This window comes from Pseudovibrio sp. W64, from assembly GCF_001623145.1.
Lineage (GTDB): Bacteria > Pseudomonadota > Alphaproteobacteria > Rhizobiales > Stappiaceae > Pseudovibrio.
The window spans coordinates 78,839-96,072 of the sequence record NZ_LMCI01000008.1 but is presented as its reverse complement, the minus strand read 5'-3'; the positions used below and the strand labels follow the sequence as shown (position 1 = coordinate 96,072).

Genomic DNA, 17,234 nt, shown 5'->3' with positions numbered 1-17,234 from the left:
GGATATTGCATAACTTATTGTATTTATACTTGAAATCTATATCAAGCAGAGATGAACCTTAGACTGGACTATATTCTAAGTCACTTGCTTCAAAACAGCTCGCCAAGCCTCCAGCGCGGGCTGTTTTTTTGCTGTTATGCCGGGGTTTGCCTAGGGCACACATCACGGCCAGAGCCTGGGCCGATGTGCTAAAGCCGTGTGCAAGCAGGAATTGCCAGCTCAATCCAGACAATCAGATACCCCAATATTTTATCGGTTCCGTTGACTTTTCATTCGCTCTGAAACCACTGCGATAGTTGGTTTACCTGCGGGATACTCCAAAATAGCGGTGTTCTCCCGGTGCGAAACGGAGCCTATGGATGCCCAAAAATAACCCTGAAACAGACAACACTGCCGGTGATCAGAAAGCAGAGGAGTGGATCCATTCTGTCTCTGAAATTCTTCATATCAACATGGATGGTGTGCAGGGCACCACGGTTGAAGAGCCCAGCCCGCAAGGCGTTCCCAATGGAGAGCCGACAGAGCACGTTGACGGCCCGGCCGGGAACCATATGCCACCAGAGCCCCAAATCCCGGACCTGTCGCCGGAAATCAAAAAAGTCCGTGCCAAGTTTGAGGCCTACAAGAAGCGCCGGAATATCTTCAAGGATGTCCGTGATCTTGAAATCTTCGACAATTACGTAAAGAAAACAGCGGGTCTTCTGGACAAAGCGACTGATCTGAACAAGTTGCAAAATGTCCCTGCTGCAGAGGATGTATTGGACAATGCAAACCTTACTCTGCAGGAGATCGAGGAGACTTATGCCCGCGGTGTTGATTCCGCGTGTGTGCTGCTGCACCGCAAGCAGGAACTGGCAGATATCAGAGCCCGTTTGAAGTTCCTTGCGAGTTTTGACCTGGAGGGCTTTTCACAGGGCCGTCAGGAGGAGGCTCCTCGACTGGCCGGGCTGATCAAAACCAATGCAGATAAAGCAGAGGCACAGCTGAAAGCTGGCGAAATCAAGGACAGCCGGGATACCTTTCTAGCATTGCAAACCTATCTGGAAATGCTGGAGCTGACGCTCAAGGAAGTACCGTCAAAGGAAACACAAAAACCGCGCAAGGAAACTTCCGTACGGGCTTATATCGGCGGTAACTCAGTGGCTGCGGCTCAGGAAGTACTCACTGAACTGAATAGATTGTATGAAGAGCAGCACAAGATCCCATTCACGGATAGAGAAGAGTACGCACGGAGCAGGGAGAAGATATCGGCCCAAAGAGAGTTGCTCAAAAACCCCGATCACCGGATCAACAATGCCGACCATGATGGAATCTTTACCCAGTTTGAGCCTTTAGGAGAGGACGGCAGGTCCGTTCTTGATAGCGGCGAATACGAGAAAGCCGGTAACAAGATTCATTTGAGTGTCCAAATGGATCAACTGGCACAAGCTGGAAACATTCTGACGCCACTTTTGCTCTCACCGGATAACCCCTTCCTTTCTTTCAAAGTCACCAATATGGACGGAGCGGTGGCAGCGATTAAAGATGATCAGGAGAAGTATTCCGCTGATACGCCTGAGGCCAAAGCAAAAATAGCAGAGCAAAAAGCATATTTCGATCGGGTCACCCAGGGCGCACAGATCACGCTTTATCCTTATGCTAAGGACACCAACTATCCTGATGGCGCTGAGGACTTTGGCTTTTTCCTGAAACTGCTGGAACAGGAACTGGCAGCCGCTGGGATTCAACCGGGCAAGAACCCGGATTCCGATGCCGGCCTCGAAGGCTTAAGCTTTGCGACCTTCCGCAATGAAGAAGGCTCGCGCGGTGTTGGTGTGGACGACGAAGACCAGCTCGAAGAGAACCGAAAGATGCTGAGGAGCAAGCCGTTTTATCAAGCCCTCACCAACAAGGATTACAAACCAGAGGCCCCTGAAAAGAGCCCAGCCTCTCAGCAGGAAGAGACTGAGAGCAAGAAGAGTGCCCGATAAGGTGAACCGCCCCGGTTAATCGTAATCTGCTCATCGGGGGTGATCGAGCAATACGATCCAGCCAGCGCTGCATGAACTCTGCGCAGTCTCTCTTCCCAATCATCAAAGGGGAGAAGCCCCGCGACGAGCACTTTGCGCTCTGGTTCATTCGCTGCCTTTGGCAGCAGGCCGAAATGACGCTGATCACTGCCCAGCACTCTGACATGCGCTTGATCGCCAAGTGCGTAAGCAATCTTAGCGCCGTCAATCCAGTTCAGCGTATAAATCAGTCTGGGCTCATCCTCCTGCAAGAAACCGCGGCGGCGGAGAGTATCCTTCACATCAAACCAGTCCATTGCGCGGATGGTATCATCCCAACGGGCAGCAGACGCCAGCGAACGTGTCAGAACTCCCGTTTTAAAATGCAGTCCGCCCAGCACCACGACAGTGAGGATCACCCCTGCGGATGCCGCAAACGCGCGTTTTGCGGTCGCTGCACCAGCTGGTTTGAGGCTGGCGAACCAACTCCCCAAAAGAGGGAAGAGGAACAGATATCCAGCCATAGGCCAGTGGGGAAGCGTGTTTCTGGAAAGCAAAGCCACTACGTTGAAAACCACGATCGGAACAATCGCAAGGCACAGGAGATATCGATCAGCTCTTGTTTTCTCAGCTGACCTGATGTGCCTCAGCAGGAGCCATAGGAACACAATCAGCGTAACCGGTTGAAGATAGGCCAGTTGTCCCAACAGCATGCGTCCGGAATTGATGAGATGCACCACAGGTTCAAAATCACTGGAAGAGACTGAACGTGAGAGCTGAAATCCGAAGGATTGCCAGCCGTTCACTGCATTCCAATAGATAACCGGGCTGACGACCAGCAGCGCGATCGTGACGGCAATGTATAGGCCTGAGCTGCGGAGCAGGGGCCGTGTTGCTCTGTTGGAAAGCAGGAAAAGCAAGACACCAAGTCCGCTCAAAACCGCCATGTATTTAGAAAGCAGCGCCAACCCGAATGCCAGTCCGGCAATTCCCCAACGCATCTTGCTTATGCGTGGTGTTGAGGTCTCCAACAGCGGAGCCAGAAGACTGGCTGCAACCAGCAGGAAGAGCATCATCGGCCCATCCGGTACAATCCAGCTTCCAGCAGACAGTAAGAAAAACGGGGAGATGGAGAACCATGCAATCGCCCATGCCCCAGCTTTCGCACCGTAAAAGCGGGCGGTCAGCTGGTACAACAGCAGGGTGGAGACAACCGACATGGCGATGAAGGGCGTGCGGAGCACAAAGCCTGCCTCAGAGCCTGTCAGCCAAGCCGTCACATGGACAATCCAGAAGGTCAGCGGAGGATGGTCAAAATAGCTGAGAGACAGATCTCGGGCCATGACGACCATATAGCTTTCATCAACGCCCAGACCCAACATGGCAGCCCCGTAAAATCGGGCGAGCACTGCAGAAAAAATTATAATGAAAACAACAATGGCAACACGGGCTGGTGTGACGGTTCTGTCAATCATCAGCTGCCTCATGATCAGGTTACATCGCTTATTCTTAGGATAGGGAACAGAGGGTCGGGCACCGTCAGGTCAACCGGAGTGCCAACAGGCAGTCTCACGGCAACTCAACAACACTCAGACAATCTCTCCACCTCCAATGCCCTTCTTCCTTGCGAGCCTGAAACTAACCTGAAGAGTATGTCGTATTTTTATCAGTGCAGAGATGAAGCGTGGCGCAACGGCAGGCAACCGCACACAAAAAAGCCCGCGAAACGATGGCTTCGCGGGCTTGTTGTTAAGTCGGCTTAAGCTCAGGCAGCTGCGAGTTTTTCGCTGCGCAGTTTATCAAGAGCCGTTTCTGTGACTTTAAAGCGTGGGCCATAAGCTGCTGCCAGCTCGTCAGCACGTTTTTTGAAGGCCTCAAGGCCGATGCCGTGGATGAATTGGAGAGCACCGCCAGTGTGTGCCGGAAAGCCGATGGCGAAGATAGAGCCGATGTTGGCTTCCACCTCGGTACGCAACACGCCTTCATCCAGACAGCGCAGGGTCTCAATGGCCTGACGGTACATCATGCGATCTTCCGCATCCTGCATGGAAACATTCAGATCCCGCTCTTTGAACTGGGAAACACCATCCCACAACTTCTTGGAACCATCGCCAGCGTACTCGTAGAAGCCACCACCGTAATGACGACCACCACGGCCCATGTTCACCATGGACTGGCCAACCTTTACGTTGGAGCTGTCATCTGCCGGGAAGCCGTCTTCAACACCAAGTCGTTTGTCCAATGCAATGTGGGTCTCGTGGATCTTCTTGGTAAGAACCATGGAGACTTCATCATGCACGGCCAGCGGACCAACCGGCATGCCGATTTTCCACGCAGCACGCTCAATAGCGACCGGGCTCATGCCATCACGCATCAGAGCCAGACCTTCATCCAGATAAGTGCCGAACACACGGCTGGTGAAGAAGCCACGTTTGTCGTTGACCACGATTGGCAAGTAGCCGATCTGCTGCACGTAATCATAGGCTTTGCGCAGGGTATCAATGCTGGTTTTGTCGCCAACAATGATCTCGACGATCTTCATTTTATCAACCGGCGAGAAGAAGTGCAGGCCGATGAAACGGGTCGGATCAGGACAGCTTTCCGCGAGAATGGAGATCGGCAGGGTCGAGGTGTTCGAGCCATAGATACCGGCATCAGAAAGCTGCTTGTAAGTTTCAGGGATAACTTTCTCTTTCAAAGAGATATCCTCAAAGACCGCCTCGATGATGATGTCGGTGCCAGCAAAGGTGTCATCGCTATCGGTTGGAGTGATGCAGCCAAGAAGGGCTTCCTTCTTCGCCTCATCCATGCGGCCCCGTTTGATGGCTTTGTCTGCTAGTTTTACGGAGTAGCCTTTGCCTTTTTCAGCATTCTCCAGGCTCATGTCCTTGAGTGTGGTTGGCAGACCACGGCTTGCATGTGCCCATGCAATGCCCGAGCCCATCATGCCAGCGCCGAGGATGGCAGAGCTGCCTGCTTTCCAGGCATCCCCTTGCGGGCGAACTTTGCCGGACTTGATGGCCTGCATGCCGAAGAAGAACGTGGTGATCGCGGCACGGGCCTCAGTAGAGCGCAGCAGAGCAGCAAAGCCACGGCTTTCATTGCGCAGCGCGCTGTCAAAGCCCATGCGCATGGAATTGACAGCAATATCCATCACCTTTTCAGGTGCGGGCATCAGACCGCGGGTTTTGTTGTAAAGCATGGTTGGTGCCATCGCGGCCACCATGCGCACATTGGCGCTTTCCGCATTACCACCTGGATAGCGGAAGCCTTTTTGATCCCATGGCTGAACAGCAGCCTCAGGGTTGGCTTTGATCCATGCCTTTGCAGCCGGGATCAGCTTTTCCGGCATATCAACCAGCTCGTCCACCAAACCGGCTTTCAGCGCTTTTTCCTGACGCAGCTGCTTGCCTTCTGCCAGCAGTGGCAGGGCTGCTTCCAGTCCCAGCTTTGCGGTGAGGCGGACAACGCCGCCAGCGCCCGGCAACAGGCCAAGTGTCGCTTCCGGCAGGCCAACAACGGCCTTTGGAGAGTTGAGCAAAATGCGGTGGTTACAGGCGAGGCAAATCTCGAAGCCCCCGCCAAGCGCAGCACCGTTGATGGCCGCAACCACAGGCACTGGCAGCTTTTCCAGCTGGCGCAGCGGGGCTTTCATCTCTTCCACGTAGGTGAAGATGTCTTCCGGGTCCATACTGCCGTGAAGCATCTCTTCCAGATCACCGCCTGCAAAGAAGGTCTTTTTGGCAGAGGCGATGATAACACCGGAAAGCCCCTCTTCAGCGGAGAGCTTGGTCATCAGCTCTTTCATGCCTTCAAACCAGGCACGGGTCATGGTGTTTGCAGATTTGCCAGCTGAGTCAAACGTGATTGTAACAATGCCGCTGGCGTCTTTTTCGTAAGTGTATTCAGACATGGTCTTCCCCGTTATACGCGCTCAACGATGGACGCGATGCCCATGCCGCCGCCAACACACATGGTGATCAAGGCACGCTTCTGGTTCCGGCGTTCCAGCTCATCAATCATGGTGGACACCAGCATGCCGCCGGTTGCGCCCAGTGGGTGACCCATAGCAATCGCACCGCCAACCACGTTCAGCTTCTCGTCCGGTACGTTAAGGTCCTTCTGCAGACGCATCATGACAGAGGCAAAAGCCTCATTGATCTCAACCAGATCAATATCGTCGATGGTCAGGCCAGCCTTGGCGAGTGCCTTCTTGGAAGCTGGTCCCGGTCCGGTGAGCATGATGGTTGGGTCAGATGCCGTCACAGCAACTGACAGCACGCGGGCGCGAGGTGTCAGACCCATGTCCTTGCCGGCCTGTTCGCTGCCGAGTAGGATCAGCGACGCTCCATCCACGATGCCGGAGGAGTTGCCTGGAGTGTGGACGTGATTGATTTTTTCAACTTCCGGATAGCGCGCCAGTGCAACTGCATCAAAGCCCATAGCACCGTGCTTTTCAAAGCTTGCACGCAAAGAGCCGAGGGTCTGCATGTCTGTTTTCGGCTTGATGAAGTCGTCTTTTTCTAAAACGATGATGCCGTTCTCGTCTTTGACCGGCACAACGGACTTGTCAAACCAACCGCTATCGCGTGCGTGCGCTGCCCGCTGCTGGCTGGCAACGGCAGCTGCATCCACATCATCGCGGCTCCAGCCCTCAATAGTGGCAATCAAGTCTGCACCAATGCCTTGCGGCACGAAGCCTGTGGCGAGCACGGTTTCAGGGTCTTCGCTGAACGGTCCACCATCAGTGCCCATAGGCACGCGGCTCATACTTTCATAACCGCCCGCGCAGATCATATCTTCCCAGCCGGATGCAATACGCGCTGCGGCGGTGTTGAAGGTATCCAAGCCAGAGGCGCAGAAACGGTTGACCTGAGCGCCAGCCACGGTCTGGTCCCAGCCCGCTTTCTGCAGAGCGATCTTTGGCAGAACAGCGCCCTGTTCACGTACCGGGGTTACGCAGCCCATCACGACATCATCCACCCGGGAGGTATCGAGGTCGTGTCGGCCCTGCATCTCGGAGAGCAGGGTGGTCACCAGATTGATTGGTTTGACTTCGTTGAGGGATCCATCCGGCTTTCCTTTGGAACGCGGAGTGCGGATCGCATCATAAACGTATGCTGTCGTCGCCATGTGTTTCTACCGTGTCTTGTGATCTTCAAACAGATTAAGGACCGGGGCAACCAGGTCGCCCCGATTGGACTCATGCAATTTCGCGGTTCTGATCTTCCCAGAACGGTTCGCGAAGTTTGTTCTTCAAAACTTTGTTCATGGCAGAGAGTGGCAGCTCCTCTACCAGAGACATGGAGCGCGGGCATTTGTAGCCAGCAATGCGCTCTTTTGTGTGGGCGCGGATCTCTTCAAAAGTCGGGGTCTTGCCTTCCTTTGGTACAATCACCGCATGAACAGCCTCACCGTAGGTCTCGTCAGGAATGCCGATCACCGCCACCATGGACACATCCGGGTGCGTGGAGATCGCGCTTTCCACCTCGGCGGTGTACACGTTCTCTGCACCTGTAATGATCATGTCCTTGAGCCGGTCTTTCAGCGAGAGGATACCCATGTCATCCACCATGCCGACATCACCTGTGCGGTAGCCGCCATTGCGCAGCACGGCGGCTGTCTGGTCCGGAGCATTGTAGTAGCGTTTCATGACAGCTGGAGAATACAGCACCACCTCACCAATCGTGTTGGAAGGCAGTTCATTGCCGTCCTCATCTTCAATGCGCAGTTGGATAAGCGGCGAGGCGGCCTGCCCCGCGGCACCAAAGCGCATGAGTTCGCCTTCGTGAAATTGCCTTGCAAGGAACGTCGCCGCCCCAGCTTCTGTCATGCCGTAAACCTGCATGAGATCGGTCTTTGGGAATTTCTCCTGAATCAGCTTCAGGAGGGCCTCAGAAATAGGCGAGGCGCCGTAATAAAGCTGTGACACACGCAAGAAGTCTTCAGAGTTAAACTCCGGAGCGTGCATCAGCATCTGGAACATGGCCGGTGCCATGAGGAAGGACGAGACGTCGAAGTTCTTAACCGCAGCCACCACGATATCCGGACGGAACATCGGCACGATCAGTGACGGCTTGTTCTGGATGAGGCGAGCCAGCAGCAGGCCATAACCAGAAAGATGGAACAGCGGCATGACCAGAAGCGCAGGCCGGTCATGGTAAGGAACGCCATTGGCAGCAACAATGTTGGCACTGGCGAGCATGGAACTATGGGTGTGAACGACACCTTTCGGGAATCCGGTGGTGCCGCCGGTGTAGCTCATGAAGCATTCGGTCTCCACATCACGGCCCAGCTCCAGCGCAATCGGCACACTCAGACAGTCCGCGTAGGCTTTGGTGCCTTCCGGTTGCTCCTTCTCTCCCACATGGATGAAATGCTTCAGGCTATCCGCACGCTCTTTGATGGCTGCCACCATAGGCGAGAACGTGTCGTCATAAACGATGGCCTCCATGCTGGAGTGGCCGATCGCATAAAGCATCTCTTCCGCAGACCAGCGGATGTTGAGCGGAACGGAGATCATGCCCGCAATCATGGTGCCGATCATCGCTTCTACATACTCTGCGGAGTTGAGACTGAGAATGGCAACGCGGGCGCCCGGCTCATGGCCAAGGTCTTGCAGACCCTTTGCGAACTGGCGAGTGCGCTTCGCAAACTGCGGATTGCTGAAGGCACGACCGCCAAGGTCTTTAAACAACGGAATGCCGGTGTCCACCTTCTGCAGATGGTTCACGAGCATATCAAAATTCATGGCACCTGCCGGTACCCCAGTATGTGTTCCAACCATAATCCCCTCCCAAGTCATAGGTTGAACAGCGCAGATGTGCGCTGTGCGTTTTAAAATGTGACGCCTGTTCTCCTCGTGGTGCGCTGGTTTTGGCGCTTATTGTTTTTCAGGCAATGATGGTATCAGTGAATACGCTGCCGGTTTCAGCAGAGTGATATCGAGGGTTGGATGCAGTTTTTGCTGCAGTGCTACCCCAAGCAAATAACTTCCGATGGAAACGGCCTGAATGGCTGAATCCAGATCCTGCGGGAACACGCCCTCCGCTTTGCCGCGCTCCAGATAAGAGACAAGCAGCCGCTTTACGAACTCGTGTGCGCGTTTCACCGCATCTCCTAAAAGAGCATAATCTGTAACGCTGCCAGCCATCAGTGCGAAATAAGCCTGATAGCTGGGCTTGTTCTGCAAATCCTCAAAGTGAATGTCGATATACTGCCGGATCGCCTCCCTCGCGTTTGTCTCCGGTGGAATCTGCCGGATAACGTGTGCCTCGGTCTCGCTCACCATGCGGTCGATCAGCTTGACGAACATCTCGTCTTTTTTGCCAAGCCGTTGAATGGTGAGACCGCGGCTGTAGCCCGCTTTCAGGCCGATGCTCTCGCAGGTCGCCATCTGAACACCTTCCGCGTTGATGATGCTCACCAGCGCGTCAAAAAGCTTGCGTTCAGATTCCTCCCGCCGTTCTGCCTGTGTCTTCTTTTTTTCCAAATCAGCCAACATTCACTCAATTTAATTGTTGAACGTTTAGCAAATAAACTGAGGTGAGTCCATGACGCAAACGTCAGATCATCAATGAATGAGCCTAAGGAATAAGAGGAGGCGATTGCAACTGACAGGAATTGAGGGTCACTCTTGCATCTCTGCTTTGCATATGATGAGCGCGGACGATGCCCTGCACCCAGCAGCAGGAAAGAGCGAGCATCAACTCATTAAAGCGACTGTTACTCTTGCAGCCCCATTCATCCCATCAGGGAACGAGACCGGTAGGCCCGCATACTATTCACAGCACAAACACAAACTGCCTGAGGGGGCACCTCAATTTTGATGTAAATAACATCAGAACTAGTACGTATAGCGATACTACGGATCGAACTTATCCGATCACCCTGCCATGATGCCACTCTGCACACGGGCACAATATGAATGCCAAATGCCGGATATGCGTTGTTTTTCCTGAAATTTGAGATGATTCAAACGCACAATTTCATGGAAAATATATTCCATTTCTTAGAATGACAGTCTAATTCATCCAAATATTTGCATCATAAATACATCAGATGTTGAAGCGCGTCTTCAAAACGGGCGGTAAAGCCCCGTATTCTGGTTGAATCCCATCAGGAAAATCCTTTTGCCACCTAATGAGTTTGACGCACCGTTTCAACTCGGTTTCCATATCGTGTGTAATTACGAAATCCATCTGATCATTCTCAAGCAGCTTGCGTGAGTTTTCGTTCAACTCATGGCCGACAAAGGTGATCGGCGAACCCAGCTCACCAATTGCTTTTGCGATACCCGTATTTCCGCCTGCAACATTGTAAATACCAAGTGGCCTTGCACCTTCATCCAATCGTTTTTTAAACAACTGATAGACGGTCTCCGCATCATCGTTTGAATTGATGATCTCAGAAATGGTGATATTGGGGTAATCCTTGCGCAGCAACCGCCGGAAACCAGTCTCCCTCCCTTCCTGGCAGTGATAATGAGCGCTGGTTGCAAGGAAGACTTCGCCTGTTTTGCCGCCAGAGAGTTTCCCCAGCAACTGGGCCGCACACAGGCCTGCTGCGATCTGATCCATCCCAACGTAACCAAGGTGTTTCGAGCTTTGCTGGTCTGTTGTCAGGCAGATCACCGGCGTTCCGGTTTCGCTAATTTCTTCAATAGCGCGGGTGATGGCGGGATGCTCACGCACGGCAATAATGATACCGTCATATTTGCTTGCCCAGGAGATCATCCGCTCTGAAAACACACTCGGCTCAAAGTCTTTAGTGTGCGAAGAAAAGCACTTGAACCGCACATTGGGATCATCCCCGTAGCGCTGATCAACCAGTCCCATAAGCTCTTCAATGAAACTCGTTCCAGAATCCACCAGCAACCCAACGGTTATTGGAGAAACTTTTTCCAAGGCAACCTCTTCGGGCTCTTTCAGCTCCACCAGTGCCTTGTGAACCAGCCCCACTTTGACCTTGGAAACACCACCCCGTTTATTGAGGACACGGTCAACTGTAGCGGTCGAAACACCTGCCTTGTTTGCAATGTCCAACACACTCGGATTCTGCCAGCTGCCACGCCTCATATATATCACCTTTGATTGTTAAGCCATCAAAATGATCAATCTTGACACCGAAATTCACATTTTGACTTCACGGGAGCAAACCTTCCAAAATATTGAAATTATGGAATATTCGTTCTCTCATCCCGATTTTACATGTAATTTCAGACTCTAAATTGACAGGTACCAGTACTTACATATGATCTTTAGCAGATCAAATTGATGTTTATACATCGGACATTGGGAGAAGTCGTTTGTCGGGAAACATCAACTTCGCGTTGAACCATATGCTTGCACCTCAAATGACGCTGGACGCGTTCTTTGGCATGGCTGCCTCCATGGGGATCAATGCCGTAGAAATCCGCAATGACATTGCTGGCAATCCGTTTGAGCAGAAAACACCAGCAGAAGACGTCAAAGCACTCGCTGAAAAGCATAGCGTCGAAATCATCAGCATCAATGCCCTTCAGCGTTTTAACGAGTGGTCAGATACTCGTCTTGCTGAGGCAAACGAACTCATCGGCTTTGCTGAGCGGTGTGGTTCCAAAGCTCTCGTCATGTGCCCGGTCAATGACCATGACTATGGCAAGAGCGATGATGAACTGGCGGCAAACTTGCGTCAGTCTCTGAAAGAACTCAAGCCTCTGCTGGAAACCGCCGGTGTTATCGGTCTGGTTGAGCCTCTCGGCTTTCCGCAGTGCTCTTTGCGCCTCAAGGCAGACGCTGTTGCCGCAATCCGCGATGTGGACGGTGAGGACGTGTTCAAGCTGGTGCATGATACGTTCCATCATCACCTGGCTGAAGAAACCGAGTTCTTTGCGGACCAGACAGGTCTCATGCACATTTCCGGCGTGGAAGATCCAGACCTTTCCATCGCGCAAATGTTGGATGACCACCGCCTGTTGGTGGGCAAAGCCGACCGTTTGGGCAACGCAGCGCAGATCAAAACCATGCTTGCCAACGGGTACACAGGCCACGTGTCTCTGGAGCCATTTTCTCCAGTTGTGCATGCCCTTGAAAACGTGGAGGACGTCACGCAGGCAAGCTTTGATTTCCTGAAAAAAGAATTGCAGGCGGCAGCTGCTGCCTGATCATACCAGGCGACTGATTTCGCTAAATAATTTGGCGTAGATGGGGATCCGCGCCAGCATAATCTTGGGAGAAGTGCCAATTTTCGGCACGGAGGAGGAACTAATGAAACGTACTCTATTGGCTTTAGCTGCATCGGCAATGATGACAACCAGCGTCATGGCTGAGAACATCGGCGTTTCAATGGCTTATTTTGATGATAACTTCTTGACCATCCTGCGCAACGCGATGGGCGACGAAGCAGCCAAAGCTGACGGCGTTGAAATTCAGTTTGAAGACGCACGCGGCGACATCGGTAAACAGATCGACCAGGTACAAAACTTTGTTGCACAGGGCGTTGACGCAATCATCGTGAACCCGGCTGATACATCCGCAACACCGCGCATCACCAAACTGGCCAACAGTGCCGGTATCCCACTTGTTTACGTAAACCGTAAGCCAGAAGACAAAGAACTGCCTGAAAAGGTTGTGTTCGTGGGCTCTGACGAAGTTGTTGCTGGCCGTTTGCAGATGGAAGAACTGGCCAAGCAGATGGGTGGCAAGGGTAATGTTGCCATCATGCTCGGCGAACTGGCGTCCAACGGCACACGTGGCCGTACACAGGGCGTTAAAGAAGTTCTTGGCAGCTACCCGGACATCAAGGTTGTTGAAGAGCAGACCGCTGACTTCCAGCGTTCTGAAGCAATCGACCTGATGAACAACTGGATCGTGTCCGGCACCAAAATCGACGCTGTTGCTGCAAACAACGACGAAATGGCTCTGGGCGCTCTGATCGCCATGAAGCAGGCTGGCATTGCGTCCAGCGACATCGCAGTTGCTGGTGTTGATGCTACTCCAGATGCACTCGTTTCCATGGACCGTGGCGAAATGTTCGCAACTGTATTCCAGGACGCTAAAGGCCAGGGCGCTGGCTCTGTGAAAGCTGCTCTGAAGCTGGCTCGCGGCGAAAAAGTGGATACCATCGTTTGGATCCCATTCAAGCTGGTAAACAAAGCAAACCTTGGCGAGTTCCTCAACAAGTAAGCAGCTGAGCGGAAGGCTTTAGAGCCTTTCGCGTTGCTCTGGCGCGCGTTCCATTCCCTTGGCTTTATCCAATGACAGGAATGCGCCCAGCCTCCAAGTGATCAAGCTTCCGGGCCAGGCACCCGGAAGCCCCTCACACTGCCAGCAGAAAAATGGAGTTCACGGACTGTGAGTTTAAGCACACAAGAGGCGGTACGTGAGAATAAGGGTGCCGCAGCCCCACAAAAATACCTGCTAGAAGTCGATAGTGTGCGCAAGGAGTTCCCCGGTGTTGTTGCACTGGATGATGTGAACCTGCGCATCCGACCCGGCACAGTTCATGCCCTCATGGGAGAAAACGGGGCGGGCAAATCCACCCTGATGAAGATTATTGCAGGCATCTATCAACCAGACCGCGGAGAAGTTCGTCTGGGTGGCAAACAGGTCCACATGACCACGCCGCTGGATGCGCTGGAACAGGGCGTTGCCATGATCCATCAGGAACTCAACCTGATGCCGTTCATGACAATTGCCGAGAACATCTGGATCCGCAGAGAACCACTGACAAAGCTCGGGTTTGTTGATCATAAAGCGCTGCGTGACAATACTAAAAAGCTGTTCGACCGGCTGAACATCAATCTGGATCCGGAAACTGAAGTTCGTGACCTGTCCATCGCCAACCGTCAGATGGTCGAGATTGCAAAAGCGATTTCCTATGAATCTGATGTGCTGATCATGGACGAGCCAACCTCGGCTCTGACAGACCGCGAAGTTGAGCACCTGTTCCAGATCATCGCGAGCCTGAAGGCAGAGGGAAAAGGCATCGTCTACATCACTCATAAGATGGACGAGGTTTTCGAGATCGCTGATGATGTGTCCGTCTTCCGCGATGGCAAATACATCGGCACCGACCTTGCCAGCAATCTGGACAGTGATCAGCTCATCCGCATGATGGTGGGCCGCGAGATCACCCAGATGTTCCCGAAAGAGGAAGTGCCAATCGGTGATGTGGTCCTTTCCGTGAAGGATCTGTGTCTGGACGGCGTGTTCGAGAACGTGAACTTCGATCTGCGTGCAGGTGAAATTCTCGGCGTTGCAGGTCTGGTGGGCTCAGGCCGCACCAACGTGGCAGAGACCATCTACGGCGTGACCCCGGCAACGGGGGGCAGCATCAGCGTGTTCGGCGAGACGGTTGAGATCAAAACGCCAGCAGAGGCCATGGGTCACGGTATGGCGTTGCTGACCGAGGACCGCAAGGACACCGGTCTTTTCATGATGCTCGACATTCAGGAGAACATGCAGATCGCGCTTCTCAGTCAGGATCATGTGAAGGCCGGTTTTGTGGCCGAAAGCGCTGTCTCCAAGCTGTGCACGGAAATGAGCGAAGCCCTTCGCGTTAAAACACCGGGCATGAACGAGCGCATCGAGAACTTGTCTGGGGGCAACCAGCAGAAGGTTCTGATCGGTCGCTGGCTGCTGACCAAACCTCGCATCCTCATTCTGGATGAGCCAACCCGCGGCATCGACGTGGGCGCAAAGGCTGAAATCCATAAGCTCATTACCAAACTGGCCGGTGAGGGCGTTGCTGTTCTCATGATCTCCTCCGAGATGCCGGAGGTGCTGGGCATGAGTGACCGCGTGATGGTGATGCATGAGGGACATGTCACCGGAATTCTGGATCGAGCTGAAGCAGATCAGGTCAGCGTTATGCGCCTTGCTTCTAACTAAGAGTTTTCATGCGCGGCAGCTTTAAGCGCCCGACGCAGAGATTGAAAGGACTTGCCAGATGGCAAATGCAACTGATGTAGCTGAGACAAATGCTCCAGCTCGAAAACTGCCGGTAGAGGCCAACATCTTCCTCGTACTGATCGGCATTGCAGTCTTTTTTGAAATTTTGGGCTGGATTGTGAAGGGTGACACCTTCCTGTTTAACCCACAACGCCTGCTGATCATGGTTCTGCAGGTTTCCATCATCGGCCTTCTGGCTATTGGTGTGACGCAGGTGATTATTACCGGCGGTATTGACCTGTCCTCAGGCTCAGTGCTTGCGCTTTCGGCCATGGTTGCCGCCAGTTTTGCGCAAACCTCTGACTATACCCGTGCCGTCTTTCCAATGTTCACGGACATGCCGTTCCTCGTACCAGTATTGGCTGGTATCGCCGTCGGGGCCTTAGCCGGGTTCATAAACGGGTCATTGATAGCCTACACGGCCATCCCTCCGTTTATCGCAACTCTGGGCATGATGGTAACAGCGCGCGGTCTGGCACGTTACTACACCAAAGGTCAGCCGATCAGCCTGCTTTCTGAAGAGTACATGTGGCTCGGTTCCGGCACCATTCCGGTGATCATCTTCCTGATGGCTGCGTTTATCTTCCACATTGCCCTGCGTTTCACCCGTTACGGCAAATTCACCTATGCAACTGGTGCAAATGTTCAGGCGGCAAAAGTCTCCGGCATCAACGTCGGCCGTCACCTGATCAAAGTGTACACCCTTGCTGGTTTGCTGGCTGGTCTTGGCGGTGTGGTTGCCGCAGCGCGAGCTGGCAGTGGACAGGCAGGTATGGGCCTTGCATATGAGCTTGACGCCATCGCTGCAGCTGTTATTGGCGGAACAAGTCTTGCAGGCGGCGTTGGTCGCATCACAGGCACCGTCATCGGAACCATTATTCTGGGTACAATGATGAGTGGTTTCACGTTCCTTGGTATTGATGCTTACATCCAGGACATCGTGAAAGGTGGTATCATTGTAGCTGCAGTGGTTGCGGATCAGTATCGCCAGCGCAAGCGGGCCAAGGTCTGATCAAGCCGCGAAAGAATTTAGGCTAAAACCTCCCACGGATTATGCCTAATACCCGAGCAGGAGAGCCCTCGTCCGGCCTCCTGCTCATTTTTTATCTGCAAAGTTTTGGGCGGTGAGCCACCTGTCAGATATAGGCCTTCGACAGTTCCGCCTCACGCACATCAACCTTTGATCCGGTGCGGGAAGAGCCCTCAATCGCCTCAATGAGCGCATGCACCATCAGCGCGTCATGACCGGTTACTTTCGGGTCGCGATGCTCAATGATGCTGAGGGCGAAATCGTCAATGAGATCCCGGTGCCAGTCGCATGGAAACGCCATTGGGTTAGCCCCGCCACCCGTTCCATCCTTGGTCCCACTGCGTTCACCAAACACATCGATAGACCCGTCGCGATCCGTCACCGTCAGCTTGCTGCCTTCCAGATGTGCAGATGCTTTTGACCCATCCAGCACCAGCGTTTCTTTTGTATCCGGATAGGTTGCCGTTGTTGCCATGATGGACCCGACAGCCCCGCTGTGAAACTCAATACCAGCCGTGGCGAAGTCTTCTGCTTCCATCTTATGTGCCGCGGTGGTTGCACACATGGCCTGCACGGATTTTGCCGGGCCGGTCAGGCTCAGCATCAGATCCAGCACATGAATGGCTTGCGTGATCAACACGCCTCCACCGTCCCGCGCATAAGTGCCGCGGCCTGCCTGATCATAATAGGCCTGATCCCGCCACCACGGGATGTTCGCCCGCACCAGGTGAATATCGCCCAAAGCCCCCTCTGAAAGCAACATCCTCAGCTGCTTTGCACCTTCACGGAAGCGGTGTTGAAACACGACACCGTATTTGACGCCTGCATAGTCGCAGAGCTCCACCAGTTCAGCCGCAGCATCATAGGTCCGTTCCAGCGGCTTTTCTGTCAGGATGTGTTTGCCTGCACCGGAGAACAGCTCAACCAGTTCGTGGCGTTGATCGGGTGGGGTCAGCAGAAGGACCGCGTCAATCTCCGGATCACCGGCAATCTGCTCGGGGCTGTCAAAGCATGGCCAGCCGTATTTCTGAGAGACAGCCTCTGCCCTGGCCTTTGTTCGGGTATAGAGACCTGCGACTTCAATGTGATTTCTCAGCAGGTCAAGCGCTTCCAGATGTGGTTTTGCGGCCATTCCCAAACCAACGACGGCCAGACTGATCGAGGGCATTCAGAGGAATTCCTTCTGCGGTAAATATATCAGGCAGTATTTATACCAGTTTAGGTTGCCCCAGAAGAACGTGGAAACCCTGAGTCCAGAAAAACGGTTCGTTGCCGCAGCAACGA

The 17,234-nt window shown here is 53.4% G+C and carries 12 protein-coding genes; 5 read left to right on the top strand and 7 right to left on the bottom strand.

Annotated elements, in window-relative coordinates; translation table 11 throughout:
- The first annotated feature begins 359 nt into the window (after nucleotides 1–359).
- Nucleotides 360–1,970, top strand: a complete 1,611-nt coding sequence (locus tag PsW64_RS04810) for a virulence protein (RefSeq protein ID WP_063302875.1) — start codon at nucleotides 360–362, stop codon at nucleotides 1,968–1,970.
- On the opposite strand, the gene PsW64_RS04805 is transcribed toward PsW64_RS04810, so the two are convergent.
- The 6 genes from PsW64_RS04805 to PsW64_RS04780 form a co-directional block, all read right to left on the bottom strand.
- Nucleotides 1,931–3,463: a glycosyltransferase family 39 protein gene (locus PsW64_RS04805; protein ID WP_063302874.1), complete on the bottom strand. Its 1,533-nt coding sequence runs from the start codon at nucleotides 3,461–3,463 to the stop codon at nucleotides 1,931–1,933. The genes PsW64_RS04810 and PsW64_RS04805 overlap by 40 nt on opposite strands.
- Before the next feature lie 290 nt (nucleotides 3,464–3,753).
- Nucleotides 3,754–5,901 carry a 3-hydroxyacyl-CoA dehydrogenase NAD-binding domain-containing protein gene (locus PsW64_RS04800; protein WP_063302873.1) on the bottom strand — a complete coding sequence of 716 codons (2,148 nt, stop codon included), beginning with the start codon at nucleotides 5,899–5,901 and terminating at the stop codon, nucleotides 3,754–3,756.
- 11 nt (nucleotides 5,902–5,912) lie between these two features.
- The gene (locus PsW64_RS04795) at nucleotides 5,913–7,121 is read right to left on the bottom strand and encodes an acetyl-CoA C-acetyltransferase (protein ID WP_063302872.1); all 1,209 of its coding nucleotides are present in this window, start codon (nucleotides 7,119–7,121) and stop codon (nucleotides 5,913–5,915) included.
- A gap of 70 nt (nucleotides 7,122–7,191) precedes the next feature.
- Complete coding sequence (locus PsW64_RS04790) at nucleotides 7,192–8,775, bottom strand: AMP-binding protein (protein WP_063302871.1); 1,584 nt, start codon at nucleotides 8,773–8,775, stop codon at nucleotides 7,192–7,194.
- A gap of 96 nt (nucleotides 8,776–8,871) precedes the next feature.
- Nucleotides 8,872–9,489 carry a TetR/AcrR family transcriptional regulator gene (locus tag PsW64_RS04785; RefSeq protein WP_208980576.1) on the bottom strand — a complete coding sequence of 206 codons (618 nt, stop codon included), beginning with the start codon at nucleotides 9,487–9,489 and terminating at the stop codon, nucleotides 8,872–8,874.
- Nucleotides 9,490–10,045: 556 nt separating this feature from the next.
- Nucleotides 10,046–11,065, bottom strand: a complete 1,020-nt coding sequence (locus tag PsW64_RS04780; protein ID WP_208980575.1) for a LacI family DNA-binding transcriptional regulator — start codon at nucleotides 11,063–11,065, stop codon at nucleotides 10,046–10,048.
- Nucleotides 11,066–11,328: 263 nt separating this feature from the next.
- Between PsW64_RS04780 and PsW64_RS04775 the strand changes: the two genes are divergently transcribed.
- From PsW64_RS04775 to PsW64_RS04760, 4 genes are all read left to right on the top strand, one after another.
- Nucleotides 11,329–12,132, top strand: a complete 804-nt coding sequence (locus PsW64_RS04775; RefSeq protein ID WP_063302870.1) for a TIM barrel protein — start codon at nucleotides 11,329–11,331, stop codon at nucleotides 12,130–12,132.
- A gap of 103 nt (nucleotides 12,133–12,235) precedes the next feature.
- The gene (locus tag PsW64_RS04770) at nucleotides 12,236–13,153 is read left to right on the top strand and encodes a sugar ABC transporter substrate-binding protein (protein ID WP_063287514.1); all 918 of its coding nucleotides are present in this window, start codon (nucleotides 12,236–12,238) and stop codon (nucleotides 13,151–13,153) included.
- A gap of 168 nt (nucleotides 13,154–13,321) precedes the next feature.
- The gene (locus PsW64_RS04765; RefSeq protein ID WP_063293359.1) at nucleotides 13,322–14,860 is read left to right on the top strand and encodes a sugar ABC transporter ATP-binding protein; all 1,539 of its coding nucleotides are present in this window, start codon (nucleotides 13,322–13,324) and stop codon (nucleotides 14,858–14,860) included.
- 58 nt (nucleotides 14,861–14,918) lie between these two features.
- A complete protein-coding gene (locus PsW64_RS04760; protein ID WP_063287512.1) occupies nucleotides 14,919–15,932 on the top strand; it encodes an ABC transporter permease in 1,014 nt (337 codons plus the stop codon).
- Nucleotides 15,933–16,056: 124 nt separating this feature from the next.
- Here PsW64_RS04760 and PsW64_RS04755 read toward each other — a convergent pair whose 3' ends face one another.
- Nucleotides 16,057–17,118: a Gfo/Idh/MocA family protein gene (locus PsW64_RS04755; protein ID WP_063302869.1), complete on the bottom strand. Its 1,062-nt coding sequence runs from the start codon at nucleotides 17,116–17,118 to the stop codon at nucleotides 16,057–16,059.
- Between the last annotated feature and the right edge of the window lie 116 nt (nucleotides 17,119–17,234).

Bases quoted from the DNA above. Each gene is read 5' to 3' on its own strand.
- PsW64_RS04810 (WP_063302875.1), top strand. From the start codon at position 360: ATGCCCAAAAATAACCCTGAAACAGACAACACTGCCGGTGATCAGAAA.
- PsW64_RS04805 (WP_063302874.1), bottom strand. From the start codon at position 3,463: ATGATTGACAGAACCGTCACACCAGCCCGTGTTGCCATTGTTGTTTTC.
- PsW64_RS04800 (WP_063302873.1), bottom strand. From the start codon at position 5,901: ATGTCTGAATACACTTACGAAAAAGACGCCAGCGGCATTGTTACAATC.
- PsW64_RS04795 (WP_063302872.1), bottom strand. From the start codon at position 7,121: ATGGCGACGACAGCATACGTTTATGATGCGATCCGCACTCCGCGTTCC.
- PsW64_RS04790 (WP_063302871.1), bottom strand. From the start codon at position 8,775: ATGGTTGGAACACATACTGGGGTACCGGCAGGTGCCATGAATTTTGAT.
- PsW64_RS04780 (WP_208980575.1), bottom strand. From the start codon at position 11,065: ATGAGGCGTGGCAGCTGGCAGAATCCGAGTGTGTTGGACATTGCAAAC.
- PsW64_RS04775 (WP_063302870.1), top strand. From the start codon at position 11,329: ATGCTTGCACCTCAAATGACGCTGGACGCGTTCTTTGGCATGGCTGCC.
- PsW64_RS04770 (WP_063287514.1), top strand. From the start codon at position 12,236: ATGAAACGTACTCTATTGGCTTTAGCTGCATCGGCAATGATGACAACC.
- PsW64_RS04760 (WP_063287512.1), top strand. From the start codon at position 14,919: ATGGCAAATGCAACTGATGTAGCTGAGACAAATGCTCCAGCTCGAAAA.
- PsW64_RS04755 (WP_063302869.1), bottom strand. From the start codon at position 17,118: ATGCCCTCGATCAGTCTGGCCGTCGTTGGTTTGGGAATGGCCGCAAAA.